The organism is Streptomyces sp. NPDC107454 (genome assembly GCF_055582885.1).
The window spans coordinates 361,923-374,396 of record NZ_JBVJPA010000008.1; the positions used below are offsets into that span (position 1 = coordinate 361,923).

A 12,474-nucleotide genomic window follows, 5' to 3' on the forward strand; every position below is an offset into this window, starting at 1 on the left:
CTGATGTCCGTGGTTGACAGGCAGGAGTGGGACGTTGTCGTGGTCGGCGCCGGTGGCGCCGGACTGCGCGCCGCGATCGAGGCGCGCGAACGCGGCGCCCGTACGGCCGTGATCTGCAAGTCGCTGTTCGGCAAGGCCCACACGGTGATGGCCGAGGGCGGCATCGCGGCCGCGATGGGCAACGTCAACTCCGGCGACAACTGGCAGGTCCACTTCCGCGACACCATGCGGGGCGGGAAGTTCCTGAACCAGTGGCGCATGGCCGAGCTGCATGCCAAGGAAGCCCCGGACCGGGTGTGGGAGCTGGAGACCTGGGGCGCCCTGTTCGACCGTACGAAGGACGGGCGGATCTCGCAGCGCAACTTCGGCGGCCACGAGTATCCGCGCCTCGCGCACGTCGGCGACCGGACCGGCCTCGAGCTCATCCGGACCCTCCAGCAGAAGATCGTGTCGCTCCAGCAGGAGGACATGAAGGAGACGGGCGAGTACGAGAGCCGGCTGAAGGTGTACCAGGAGTGCACCGTCACGCGTGTGCTGAAGGACGGCAACCGCGTCTCCGGCGCGTTCTGCTACGAGCGCGAGTCCGGCCGCTTCTTCGTGCTCGAAGCTCCCTCCGTCGTCATCGCCACCGGCGGTATCGGCAAGTCGTTCAAGGTGACGTCGAACTCGTGGGAGTACACGGGCGACGGGCACGCCCTCGCGCTGCTCGCCGGAGCACCGCTGCTCAACATGGAGTTCGTGCAGTTCCATCCGACGGGCATGGTCTGGCCGCCGTCGGTGAAGGGGATCCTGGTCACCGAGTCGGTGCGCGGGGACGGCGGGGTGCTCAGGAACTCCGACGGCAAGCGGTTCATGTTCGACTACATCCCGGACGTCTTCAAGGAGAAGTACGCGCAGTCCGAGGAGGAGGGCGACCGCTGGTACGAGGACCCGGACCACAACCGGCGTCCCCCGGAGCTGCTGCCCCGCGACGAGGTCGCCCGCGCCATCAACTCCGAGGTGAAGGCGGGTCGCGGGTCACCGCACGGCGGGGTCTTCCTCGATGTGTCGACCCGGATGCCCGCCGAGGTGATCCGGCGCCGGCTTCCCTCCATGTACCACCAGTTCAAGGAGCTCGCGGACGTCGACATCACGGCGGAGGCGATGGAGGTCGGGCCCACCTGTCACTACGTGATGGGCGGCATCGCGGTCGAATCGGACTCGGCGGCCGCGCGCGGCGTACCGGGGCTGTTCGCCGCCGGTGAGGTCGCGGGCGGCATGCACGGTTCCAACCGGCTCGGCGGCAACTCCCTGTCCGACCTGCTGGTCTTCGGGCGGCGGGCGGGGCTGCACGCCGCCGGGTACGCCGCCGACCTGGCCGGGGACCGCCCGCCCGTGGACGACATCCAGATCGACGCGGCGGCGGCCGAGGCCCTGCGGCCCTTCTCGGCCGAGGGTCCGGAGCCCGGTACGGAGAGCGGACGCCCGCCCGAGAACCCGTACACCCTCCACCAGGAACTCCAGCAGACCATGAACGACCTGGTGGGCATCATCCGCCGCGAGGCCGAGATGGAACAGGCCCTGGAGAAACTCGCGGAGCTGCGGGTACGGGCACGGCGGGCCGGAGTCGAGGGCCACCGGCAGTTCAACCCCGGCTGGCACCTCGCCCTCGACCTGCGCAACATGCTCCTGGTCAGCGAGTGCGTGGCCCGCGCCGCCCTGGAGCGCACGGAGTCACGCGGCGGCCACACCCGCGAGGACCATCCGACGATGGAGCGGACCTGGCGTCGTGCGAACCTCCTGTGCCAGCTCACCGACCCCACGGGCGGGTTGGCGGCCACCGACCCGGTGCACGGCCAGATCGACCTCAGCCGAGAGACCACCGAACCCATTCGCCCCGACCTGCTCGCCCTCTTCGAGAAGGAGGAGCTGGTCAAGTACCTCGCCGAAGAGGAGCTCTACGATTGACCTTCCTTCCGCCTCGAAAGACGGGAGGTGCCGCGGCTCGCGCCGCTGCATTTCCTGCTTCACCGCCGACTGCCTCATTTGGATTGAACTTCCGCTGAGGTCTTACACCGGCTCCACAGACTGCAGCCGCCAGCCCGGCGGCCAAGATGTTCTTCGCGGCGTTGTGGTCCCGATCATGTCGGGTACCGCAGCCCTTGCGCATCCATTCACGGACGCGCGAAGGAAGGCTCTCGCAGATCCGACCGCACGCAGAGCATGCCTTCGAGGAGGGGTGCCAGCGGTCGATGACGACAAGTTCACGCCCGTACCAAGCGCACTTGTACTCGAGCAGAGAACGCAGCCGTGTCCACGACGCGTCGCTGATGGCACGCGCAAGGCTGCCGTTCTTGAGCATGTTTCGGACGGTCAGGTCCTCGATCACGACCAGTTGGTTCTCCTGGACGAGTCGGGTGGTCAGCTTGTGCAGGAAATCCCGGCGCCGGTCGGCGATCCGGACGTGAATCTTCGCTACCTTGGCGCAGGCCTTGGCCCTGTTGTTCGACCCCGCGTCGACGCCTATCGCAGTGCCCGTTCCCCTCAGTGGCTTGACCGTGTCCTCCACGAGCAGGCACACGAACCGGCGCCCCGCCCCGTCTCGGGACACGGTCACCGTGGTCGGCTCCGCGTCTTTGGGCAGCGGGCGCGAGAAGACGATGTCCAGCGGGCCGGACATCTTCGCCAGGAACAGCTCTCCCGCGCGCCGGCGAAACGCGGAGCGGGTGTAGCCGAGGATCCGGCTTGCCGGACAGCCGCTCTTCACCCCGCGCAGGGTGTACGCCTCGGAGCGCAGCCGCAGAGCCCAGTTGTACACGTAACGAACGCAACCGGAGGGAGATGCTTTTCATGGATTCCACGAAGCTGCCGCGGGGTGCAAACCGATGAGCACAGTCGCGTCCACCACATACGAGGCGCACTTCCGGATCTGGCGCGGGGACATCAAGGGCGGCGGCCTGGAGGACTTCGCGGTCGAGGTCAACGACGGTGAGGTGGTGCTTGACATCATCCACCGGCTCCAGGCGACCCAGGCCCCGGACCTGGCCGTCCGCTGGAACTGCAAGGCGGGCAAGTGCGGTTCGTGCTCGGCGGAGGTCAACGGGCGCCCCCGGCTGATGTGCATGACGCGCATGTCGGTGTTCACGCGGGAGGAGACGATCACCGTCACACCGCTGCGCGCCTTCCCGGTCGTAAGGGATCTGGTGACGGACGTCGGCTTCAACTACGCGAAGGCGCGGCAGGTCCCCGCCTTCGTCCCGCCGGCCGGTCTCGGCCCCGGCGAGTACCGCATGCAGCAGGAGGACGTGGACCGCTCGCAGGAGTTCCGCAAGTGCATCGAGTGCTTCCTGTGCCAGGACACCTGCCATGTCGTGCGCGACCACGAGGAGAACAAACCGGCGTTCGCGGGCCCGCGTTTCCTGATGCGCGTCGCCGAACTGGACATGCATCCGCTGGACGCGGCCTCCGACACCGGCCTGGACCGCAAGCGCACCGCCCAGGACGAGCACGGCCTCGGCTACTGCAACATCACCAAGTGCTGCACGGAGGTCTGCCCCGAGGGCATCAAGATCACGGACAACGCCCTGATCCCCTTGAAGGAACGCGCGGTCGACCGCAAGTACGACCCGCTGGTGTGGCTGGGTTCGAAGATCAGGAGGCGGGATTCGTCTTCGTAGGACTCTCAGGACCCTAGGGAGCCGAAGGAGCGGTCGGGCCGCGGCGGCGGTCGCGGGTCGCGCGGTGCATCAGCGTGGCGCCGGTGATCAGGCCGGCGCCGCTCACGACGGCGGCGGCGAACCGGAGGAAGCCGGGCCCCGTGAAGGCCAGGCTCAGCGACTCAAGGGCGAGGGCCGCCGTCAGTACCAGCGCGCCCTGGCCCCACAGGCGGCGCCGGACGACGGGACGGCGCTCCCACCCGGGCACCCGGCCGCCGCGCACGGCGACGATCCCGACGGCCGCCGCGAGTCCGAGGACCACGCCCTCGCCGAGGCCCGCCGCGAAGAGCCAGGGCCCCGTCATCGGCGTGCGGGGATACCGGGGCGACCGGGACGCCGCGAGGCCAGCTGCAGCACGAGCCCCGTGATGAACAGGGCCATACCGGTCATCGCGAAGGGCGCCATGCTGAGGTCGGGTCCTCGGAACGGGCCGAGGAACATGTACAGGGACATTCCGACGGCCCCCACCAGCGAGCCGTACCCCCACAGCTTCGGCCGGAAGACACGGGGGCGCAGCCAGGACGGCACCCAGCCCGTGACGATCCCGGCGATGCCCATCAGCGCCGCGCCGGTCATCGCCAGCGCGGCGAAGCCCACCAGGTACGGGTGCACGGACTTTCCTCTCCCCCAGAGCGCGCCGGACCGGCGCGCGCCCTCAGATCATGGCACGGGGTTCTCCAGCAGTGTGAGGGTCTGCCCGACGTTGTGTTCCGCGATCGCCCGCATGAACTCCGGATCCGGGAAGTCGCCGTCGAGGAGCCGGAGGGGGCCCGCGACCAGCGAGAGGTGCATGGCCAGGCGGTAGAGGCGCAGCCGGTCCTCGTCGAGGCCGTCGGCGCGCAGGGCCTCGTAGGCGTGCTGGAAGCGCTGGCGCAGGAAGACGTGCTCCCACTCGGCGTCGAAGTAGAGCAGGCCCTCGATGTCGATGAGGGCGGGGTGGCCGTGCTCGTCCACGAGGACGTGGTCCGGGCCGAGTTCGCCGTGGACCAGGCCGACGCGGCCGCGCGGTCGGACCGGCTCGGCGAGGGCGTGCAGACGGTCGTGCAGGGCCTCGCGTACGGCGGCGGTCCGAAGGTCGCGTGCGGCGGCCTCCGCCAGGTCGGCCAGGGCCCGTTCGAGGACGACCTGCTCGCACGAACCGCCGTGCGCGCTGCCGCCGTTGTCGACGACGGCGACCTTGCCGTGGCGGGGTGCGGGGTGGGCGTGCAGGGTCCGCAGGGCCCCGGCCAGTTCCCGCAGGGGCCCTTCGGCAGCCTGGGGGTCGCGGTGCAGCAGGTCCTCCAGGCTGCCGCCGCGCACGTCCTCCACCACGGCCACGTCCGAGGGCAGCCGCGTGTGGCTGCGGTCGGCGAACAGCAGGCGGGGGGTGCGGATGCCGAGGGCGGTGAGCCTGTCGTGCGCGGCGCTGAAGAGGTCGAGCCCGGAGGCGTGCGAGAAGGAGTCGCGGGGGTCGGCCGGGGCCGCGTCCCAGTAGTCCTCGGCCGGGTCCCAGACGTAGGCGACCGCGGTGGAGCCGTCGTCGTGGAAGAGCCGGTAGACACCCTTCTTGCTGCCGCCGCGCAGCCGGGCGACCGCGGCAAGCGTCCGGGCCGGGCCAAGAGCGGCACGGGCGAGGGGCGCGAGCTCGTCCCTCGTGAGCGGCCTGCGCGTGGCGGTCATCGGACCCAGCCCTCCTCGTACGCCGACCAGTCCTTCTCCCGGGCGGCGAAGTCCACGTACAGGGCGACGCCGAAGTGTTCCCGGGTGCGGTCGGTGCGGGAGAGGCCGAGGCGGGCGCCGCGGACGGCCGCCGCGACCGTCTCCGCGGAGCCGTGGTGGTCCATGTTGTCCTCGTAGTAGAACGGCAGGCCCATCAGCAGATCGGTCGACTTCGGGGTGACTTCGAGGGCGAGGGAGGTCTGCTCGGCGACGTAACCCCCGTACAGGCTCTCCAGCGGAAGCGCCGTGTCGTACGACATCACGGCGATCTGGTCGACCCGGCGGGCGACCTGTCCGAAGAACGACTGGGACCACCACTTGGGGTGCGCGGTGAAGGCGCCGAAGACGGAGTGGAGGTTCGGGAGCGGGTCGATCTGGTGGGCGGCGACGGAGAGCTGGGCGTCGTGGGCGCGGGTGACGCGACGCAGATCGTCGAGCAGGGAGAGGTAGTTCGAGTCGCCGGAGTGCAGGGGTTCCAGGTCGAAGTGGGCGCCCTCGAAGCCGGCGTCGAGGATCTGCCCGGCGGAGCGGACGACGGCGGCCCGGGTCGCCGCCCGTTCCAGGCGCATCCCGACCTCCCCCTCGGTGGCGAGCACGTCGCCGAGCCAGGCCTGGACACGGACACCGGGCAGTTCGCGGTGCACGGCCTCGACCAGCCAACGCGCCTTCGGGTACGCCGACTCGGGCAGGGTCCCGTCATGCTCCAGCGGTCCCGCGTGCACATACAGATCCCGGATCCCGGTGGTCCGCAGCCGCTTCGCGAGCGCCTTGACGTCCGCGTCCTTCTTCCGGCCGTCCACCCAGGCGTGGCCCATCCAGAGGGCGTCACGGTCCCTGGTCCGGGTACCGGAGGCCGGGTCTCCGGCGTAGTTGACCCGCAGGGCGATGCCCGCGGTGAGCAGGGAGAGGACCACCGTCACCACGAGCGCGAGCGCGACCCGTTTGGGCCAGCGGAGGCGGGGGTGCCGCCAGCCCCGGCCCACCGTGCGAAGCCAGGCGGGGACCCGGCTCGGGGAGGTACGGCCCTCGTCGTCCTCCGGCCCCGCCCCTGAGTCCGCCTTGGTCCCCGTGCGCTGCTCGTCCATCCCCCGTGCCCCCTCCGTACGCCCCCGTATCCCCGGTACCTTAAGCGGCCCCGCCTCGGCGCACCCCCGGTCGCGCCCCGGCGCAAGCGGTCATACGCTCCCAAATGTGACGTCGCCCCTGAGCCGAAGCCGGTCGCGCCGAGCCACGTCCCACATAGCCGTACGGGTGGCGCATGCCGTGCTCGGGGGGCTGCTGGCGGTGGGGTGGCTGCTGCTGCCCGTCGCACGGGCGGGAGCCGACGAGGTGCGGGCCGCGCCCGGGCGAGGTGGGACGAGCACCGGCGATCTCGTGCTGCCCCTCGTCGCGGTGGTCGCCGCGGGGGCACTGGCAGCGTACTCGTACGCGCGGCGGACCCGACGGGCCCGGACCCGTACGACGCCCGGCGGCGGCACCCCGCACCCCGTGCCGTTCGCCGAACTCGACCGGCAGGCAGAGCGGTTGCTCGTCGGGATCGACGACTGCGTGCGCACCGGAACGGAGGAACTCGGCTGGGCCGCGGCCCAGTTCGGGGACGAGGCCGTCGCGACCTGCACGGAGGCACTGGCGTTCGCGCGCTCCGAGCTGACGGCTTCCTTCCGGCTGTGGCAGCGGCTGGACGACACCCTGACGGACGACAGCCTCGTGAGACGGCAACTGCTGCAGGAGATCATCGCCCGCTGTATGGAGGCGGGGCGGCGGCTGGACGCGGAGGCGCCCGGGTTCGACCTGGTGCGCGCCCTGGAACGGACGCTGCCTGCCGCACTGGAGTCGGCGGAGGCCCGTTTCCGGGAGCTCACCGCGCGCACCCCGGCAGCGGAGGCGACGCTCACCGAACTGCGCGAGCGGTACGCGCCCTCCGCGTCCCTGTCCGTAGCAGGCAACGTCGAACAGGCCAAGGACCGGCTCGTCTTCGCCACCACCCGCCTGGACCGGGCCCGGCAGTCCCTGGACCGGGGGGAGGGCCCGCGGGCGACGGCGCATCTGCGGGCCGCCGAGGCCGCCGTCGACCAGGCGGACCTCTTCGTGGCCGGTATCGACCGGCTGGCCTGCGAACTCACCTCCGCGACGGCCCTGTTGCCCGGCGCGCTGCGTGACACGGACGCCGAGCTCGTGGCCGCGCGCGGCCTCCCGGCCGTCGGTGCGCTGCCCGGTCGGATCACGCACGCCGCGTCGGCCGTCGCCGACGTGCGGCGGGAGATCACGGGCGGCGTCCGTCCCTACGACCCCCTCGGCGCCCTGCGTCGCCTCGTCGCCGCCGGGGCACCGCTCCTGGCCGAGGACCGCGTGCCCGTCGACCGGACCTTCCTCGAGCGGGCCTTCTTCGACCACGTGCTCCTTCCGGCCCGCAGTGCCGTCGCCCTCGCCTCCGAGTTCGTCACGACCCACCGGGGGGCGGTCGGGGTCGAGGCCCGGACCCGGCTGTCGGAGGCAAAGCGGCACCTCGCGCTCACGCCCCGCACCCTCCTCGACGTCCGGCGCGCCGACGGGCTGGCTCTGGAGGCCCAGCAGCTCGCGGAGCGGGACGTGCGGACGTACGGGAATCCGTACGCCGGGCCCGAGGGTGCGGGCGTCGGCGGTGCGGTGCTCGGCGGGATCCTGCTCGACGACACGCCCGACGCCCCCGCGGCGAGCTTCGGCGGACCGAGGACACGCGGGCGCAGGGGCCTTTAGGAGCGTGGGGCTTTCAGGGGTGCGGGGAACTGTGCCGTCAGAACAGGCTCAGCAACGCCTCCGCCGGGTCCGTGAGGGGCGTGCCGCCGTCCGGGAGCGGGAGTTCGAACCAGACCGTCTTGCCGCGCGGCGTCCGCCGCGAGCCCCATGAGGCGGAGAGCAGACCGACGAGCTGCAGCCCCCGGCCCCCCTCGTCCGTGTCGCGGGCGCGGCGCCGGCGCGGCTGGACGAGGCCCGCGTCCCAGACCTCGCACACGAGGGTCCGGTCCAGCAGCAGGCGCAGCCTGATCTCACCCTCGCCGTAGCGCAGCGCGTTGGTGACGAGTTCGCTGACCAGGAGCTCGGCGGTGTCGACGAGCGGCTCCAGGTCCCAGGCGGTGAGCTGGGTGCGCGCGTACTCGCGGGCCCGGCCCACGCTGCGGGGCTCGCGCGGCAGCGTCCAGTCGCCGACGGAATCGGCGGGCAGCCCCTGGACGCGAGCCATCAGCAGCGCGATGTCGTCCTCGCCGTGGTGGGTGTCGAGGGTGTTGAGGACGTGGTCGCACACGTCCTCCAGGGGGCGGGAGGGGTCGGTGAGCGCGCCGACGAACGCCTGCAGACCCTCGTCGAGGGGGTGATCGCGCGATTCGACCAGTCCATCCGTGTAGAGCGCCAACAGTGCGCCTTCGGGTAGTTCGACCTCCACCTCCTCGAAGGGCTCGCCGCCCACCCCGAGGGGCATGCCCGGCGGCACGTCGAGCATCAGCGCGCTCTCGCCGGGTTCGACCAGCACCGGCGGAAGATGGCCCGCGTTGGCGAAGGTGCAGCGGCGGGTCACGGAGTCGTACACCGCGTACACGCAGGTCGCCAGGTACACCTCGGAGAGGTCGGCGTCGCGGGGCTGGCGGGCCGCGCGGGTGGCCTGCTGGACTCCGCCGGGGGTGCCGAGGCCGCGGGCGATCTCGTCCAACGCCGAGAGGACTTCGGCGGGTTCGAGGTCGAGGAGGGCCAGGGTGCGGACCGCGGTGCGCAGTTCACCCATGGCGACCGCCGCCCGCAGACCGCGCCCCATGACGTCGCCGACGACCAACGCCGTGCGGTGTCCGGGGAGTTCGATGACGTCGAACCAGTCGCCGCCGACCTCGGTGGCCGCGTTGCCGGGCAGGTACCGGCACGCGATGTCCAGACCGGAGGCCTCCGGGTCGCCCGGCGGGAGGAGCGAGCGCTGCAGGATCAGCGCGCGTTCGTGCTCACGGCGGTACAGCCGGGCGTTGTCGATGCAGACCGCGGCGCGCGCCGCCAGTTCCACCGCGAGCGCCCGGTCGCGGTCGCCGAAGGGCTCGCTGCCCTTCGTACGGGAGAACTGGGCGAGGCCGACCACCGTGTCGTGGGCGACCATCGGGACCGCCAGCGTGGACTGGATGAGCCCGCCGTCCTCGGCGGGGACGTGCTGCGGGCGGGCGGTGCGCAGGGCGTCCGCGCAGGGCGAGTTGAACGGGTAGTGGTGGACGGCGCCCACGGTCACGGGGGCCGGTCCGCCGATGAACGGCGCGTCGGACACGGCGCTGGCGAAGGCGACCCGGCGCAGCTCCGCGCTGCCGTCGGCGAGCGCCCGCGGGGTCTCGTCGCCCGCCAGCAGGCCCTGGTACAGGTCGACGGTGGCGAGGTCGCAGAAACCGGGCACGACGACGTCGAGAAGTTCGCGCGCGGTGGTCTCCAGGTCGAGGGAGTTGCCGATGCGGGCGCCCGCCTCGTTCAGAAGAGCGAGATTGCGCCGGGCGGCGGCCGCTTCCCGGGCCGCGGCGCGTCGGCTGGTGATGTCGGTTCCGAGCCAGGCGATACCGATGGGGCGGCCGGTGCCGCTGTGCACACGGTAGAGGTTGATCGACCAGTGCCGGCGCTCGTCGGAGCCGGGTATGAAACCGGTGACGTGCATGTCCGTGATGGAGTCGCCGGTTTCGAGGACGCGGCGCAGGGTCGCGGCGACCCGATCGGCCTCGGCGCGCGGCAGATAGTCGTGGACCGTACCGCCGCGGTGACTCTCCACGTTTCCGCCGAACACCGAGGCGAACCGCTTGTTGGCGCGCCGGACCCGCAGATCCGTGTCGATGAGCAGGAAACCGAACGGAGATTGACCGAAAATCGCCTGCGAGGCGGCGAGGTCCGTCTCGATGCTGCGGAGGGTCCGGACGTCCACGACGATGCACACGGCGGCCCGCTCGCCGTCCTCCGTCGTGGTGGGCATCACATAGACCTCGGCGAGGCCCTCGGCGCCCGGCTCGCCGTCCTCGGCGGCCGGCACGCGGAAGGGGACCACACCGGTCCACTCGCGGCCGTCCAGGATCTCCGCCATCTTGCGCTGGCCGCGCTCGCGCTGGTCGGGTTCGAAGAACGCCTCGATGGGGTCCATGCCGAGGGCGCGCTCGGGGGATATCCCGAAGAGCTGCTGGGCCCGCAGGCTCCACTGGTCGACGAGGCCGTCGGCACCGATGGAGAACGAGGCGACCTTGATGTAGTCGTAGATCGAACCGGGCGGGCTGCTCTGCCACATCGCGTCGCCCATGGGCTCGCCGGACGGTTCGACGGGCGCTCCGCCCCCCGGTCCACCAGGCGACTTGGCCGTGGCCCGGTGCAGGTCCGTGCCGATGTCCGTGCCCGCGTCCGTCGGTTCGCCCGTCGAGGCGCCCGCCGTCCGGGGCCTCGCGGCGTCGCTCGGTCCGGAGGGCGCGCCGCCCCATGATGTGTTCGTCGGCTCGGTTCTCGCGTCGACTCGCGGTGGGGTCATGGCGTCGCCCATCGCCCCGCCCGTCGCTCCGGCCACGGCGGAATCACCCGCGGCCCCCGCCCTCGCGCCGTCCGACGGGTCCTCGGACTCCGTGGCCTTCGCTGGTATCTCGCTCACGCGAACCGTCCCCTCCAGCTCACCGCGTCCGGCACCGGTCACCGGGGGCGGCTGCCCGCAGTATCCAGCACTACGGCGCCGCACAACACGGTGTTCACGATCACAGCACGGTCCCGATGGTTTTTGGACCGGCCGCGACATACTCCCAGTCTTCTAACCAGGTGGCGCCCCATCGAATCAAAGACTCCGGACAACTCTCGTGGCCTGAACCGATCGGTCGCCCCACCCTCCGCCCGACGCACCCTCAGCACGACAGCCGACGCACCCTCAGCCGGGCATCGTCCGCACCCTCGACCGGGCACCGTCCGCACCCTCGACCGGCACCGCCGGCACCCTCAGCCGGGCACCCCCAGCTCGAACCAGACCGTCTTTCCAGTGTCCCCGGGCCGGGTACCCCAACGCCGCGACGACCCCGCCACCAGTTGCAGCCCTCGACCGCTCTCGTCGTCCGCGTCGGCGGACCGCTCACGGGGTGGGTCGGGCAACGGGTCGGAGACCTCCACGAGAAGAGCACCCGGCAGTCCCCCGGGTCTGACCAGACGGACACCGATGGGCCCTGCGGCGTGCCGCAGCGAGTTGGTCACCAGCTCACTGACCAGCAACGCGGTCACATCACCGAGGGAATCCAGCCCCCAGGTGCGCAGCTGGCCCCGGACGACGGCACGGGCGGTACGGACGGCACCGGGCTCCGCGGGAAAGCTCCACTCGGCACAGTCGCCTTCGGTGTCGATCACGCCGATCACTTCCCAGGCCAAGAACCCACCCATGTCCGGTTTCGTGGGGTTAATGGGCACATACCCGATATCCGGGACGCTTTACCGCAGATGTGGGCGCACTGTGGCACGAACGGCGTACGGGACTTCGAGCCGCGGACACGGCTCGCGCTGTCCCGCTCCCGAAAGCCGTACACGCAGCGCCGCGCACCGGCGCCCGCGCCCGCACCTCGCACGTCACCGGTGTCCCCCAAAGAGAGGAGCCGGTGCACGGCACCCGGCGCTGCGGCCTGCCGGCGTCCAGGCGGGGCCCTAGGGCCTGTCGTCCCAGCTCCGCAGCACCGCCTTCACGGCGGGGACGTCCTGGTCCAGCCAGTCCACGTCCCAGAGCTCGTCCGGACTCAGCCAGCGCAGGTCGTCGTGATCCTCGAGGGGCGTGGGGTCGGCCGAGCCCGGGAGCAGCCGCGCGGTCCACACATGCAGGACGTACGGCGTCCGCAGGGGCCACTCCCCCGGGACGCGCTCGACGGACTCCGCGGTGACGCCGAGTTCCTCGCGCAGTTCGCGTACGAGGGCGGCTTCGGGGGCCTCGCCCGGTTCCACCTTGCCGCCGGGCAGCTCCCAGCGTCCGGCCAGTTCGGGGGGTGCGCTGCGGCGCGCGGCGAGGAGGCGTCCGTCGTGCAGCAGGGCGCCGCCCACCACCACGATCGTTTCGTCCATGCGCCGGAGCCTACGGCAGGGCGCACCGGAC

The 12,474-nt window shown here is 71.8% G+C and carries 11 protein-coding genes; 3 read left to right on the top strand and 8 right to left on the bottom strand.

The window, feature by feature from the left end; all coding sequences use genetic code 11:
• Positions 1-3 precede the first annotated feature (3 nt).
• Entirely contained in the window at positions 4-1,947 is a 1,944-nt protein-coding gene (locus ACZ69M_RS22485) for a fumarate reductase/succinate dehydrogenase flavoprotein subunit (RefSeq protein WP_470052159.1), read from the top strand.
• On the opposite strand, the gene ACZ69M_RS22490 is transcribed toward ACZ69M_RS22485, so the two are convergent.
• Positions 1,913-2,797 carry an RNA-guided endonuclease InsQ/TnpB family protein gene (locus tag ACZ69M_RS22490; protein WP_470052161.1) on the bottom strand — a complete coding sequence of 295 codons (885 nt, stop codon included), beginning with the start codon at positions 2,795-2,797 and terminating at the stop codon, positions 1,913-1,915. The genes ACZ69M_RS22485 and ACZ69M_RS22490 overlap by 35 nt on opposite strands.
• 67 nt (positions 2,798-2,864) lie before the next feature.
• Between ACZ69M_RS22490 and ACZ69M_RS22495 the strand changes: the two genes are divergently transcribed.
• Positions 2,865-3,656 (top strand): succinate dehydrogenase/fumarate reductase iron-sulfur subunit, encoded by a 792-nt coding sequence (locus tag ACZ69M_RS22495; RefSeq protein ID WP_470052163.1) that lies wholly within the window; start codon positions 2,865-2,867, stop codon positions 3,654-3,656.
• A gap of 13 nt (positions 3,657-3,669) precedes the next feature.
• On the opposite strand, the gene ACZ69M_RS22500 is transcribed toward ACZ69M_RS22495, so the two are convergent.
• From ACZ69M_RS22500 to ACZ69M_RS22515, 4 genes are read right to left on the bottom strand one after another with little or no spacing between them, the layout of a single operon-like run.
• Positions 3,670-3,999 carry a hypothetical protein gene (locus ACZ69M_RS22500; RefSeq protein WP_470052165.1) on the bottom strand — a complete coding sequence of 110 codons (330 nt, stop codon included), beginning with the start codon at positions 3,997-3,999 and terminating at the stop codon, positions 3,670-3,672.
• Positions 3,996-4,307, bottom strand: a complete 312-nt coding sequence (locus ACZ69M_RS22505) for a hypothetical protein (RefSeq protein ID WP_470052167.1) — start codon at positions 4,305-4,307, stop codon at positions 3,996-3,998. The genes ACZ69M_RS22500 and ACZ69M_RS22505 overlap by 4 nt, the downstream gene beginning before the upstream one ends.
• A gap of 48 nt (positions 4,308-4,355) precedes the next feature.
• Positions 4,356-5,354, bottom strand: coding sequence for a phosphotransferase family protein (locus tag ACZ69M_RS22510; protein WP_470052169.1), 999 nt, complete (start codon positions 5,352-5,354; stop codon positions 4,356-4,358).
• Positions 5,351-6,478 carry a glycoside hydrolase family 18 protein gene (locus ACZ69M_RS22515; RefSeq protein WP_470052171.1) on the bottom strand — a complete coding sequence of 376 codons (1,128 nt, stop codon included), beginning with the start codon at positions 6,476-6,478 and terminating at the stop codon, positions 5,351-5,353. The genes ACZ69M_RS22510 and ACZ69M_RS22515 overlap by 4 nt, the downstream gene beginning before the upstream one ends.
• 106 nt (positions 6,479-6,584) lie before the next feature.
• On the opposite strand from ACZ69M_RS22515, the gene ACZ69M_RS22520 reads away from it, so the two are divergent.
• Positions 6,585-8,129: a hypothetical protein gene (locus ACZ69M_RS22520; RefSeq protein ID WP_470052173.1), complete on the top strand. Its 1,545-nt coding sequence runs from the start codon at positions 6,585-6,587 to the stop codon at positions 8,127-8,129.
• Between the two features lie 37 nt (positions 8,130-8,166).
• Here ACZ69M_RS22520 and ACZ69M_RS22525 read toward each other — a convergent pair whose 3' ends face one another.
• From ACZ69M_RS22525 to ACZ69M_RS22535, 3 genes are all read right to left on the bottom strand, one after another.
• Entirely contained in the window at positions 8,167-11,010 is a 2,844-nt protein-coding gene (locus tag ACZ69M_RS22525; protein ID WP_470052175.1) for a SpoIIE family protein phosphatase, read from the bottom strand.
• Positions 11,011-11,345: 335 nt separating this feature from the next.
• The gene (locus tag ACZ69M_RS22530) at positions 11,346-11,777 is read right to left on the bottom strand and encodes an ATP-binding protein (RefSeq protein ID WP_099920816.1); all 432 of its coding nucleotides are present in this window, start codon (positions 11,775-11,777) and stop codon (positions 11,346-11,348) included.
• Between the two features lie 258 nt (positions 11,778-12,035).
• Entirely contained in the window at positions 12,036-12,443 is a 408-nt protein-coding gene (locus ACZ69M_RS22535; RefSeq protein ID WP_470052177.1) for a (deoxy)nucleoside triphosphate pyrophosphohydrolase, read from the bottom strand.
• Positions 12,444-12,474 lie beyond the last annotated feature (31 nt).

Coding starts and splice junctions, on each gene's coding strand:
- ACZ69M_RS22495 (WP_470052163.1), top strand. CDS start 2,865: ATGAGCACAGTCGCGTCCACCACATACGAGGCGCACTTCCGGATCTGG.
- ACZ69M_RS22515 (WP_470052171.1), bottom strand. CDS start 6,478: ATGGACGAGCAGCGCACGGGGACCAAGGCGGACTCAGGGGCGGGGCCG.
- ACZ69M_RS22535 (WP_470052177.1), bottom strand. CDS start 12,443: ATGGACGAAACGATCGTGGTGGTGGGCGGCGCCCTGCTGCACGACGGA.
- ACZ69M_RS22485 (WP_470052159.1), top strand. CDS start 4: ATGTCCGTGGTTGACAGGCAGGAGTGGGACGTTGTCGTGGTCGGCGCC.
- ACZ69M_RS22500 (WP_470052165.1), bottom strand. CDS start 3,999: ATGACGGGGCCCTGGCTCTTCGCGGCGGGCCTCGGCGAGGGCGTGGTC.
- ACZ69M_RS22510 (WP_470052169.1), bottom strand. CDS start 5,354: ATGACCGCCACGCGCAGGCCGCTCACGAGGGACGAGCTCGCGCCCCTC.
- ACZ69M_RS22530 (WP_099920816.1), bottom strand. CDS start 11,777: ATGGGTGGGTTCTTGGCCTGGGAAGTGATCGGCGTGATCGACACCGAA.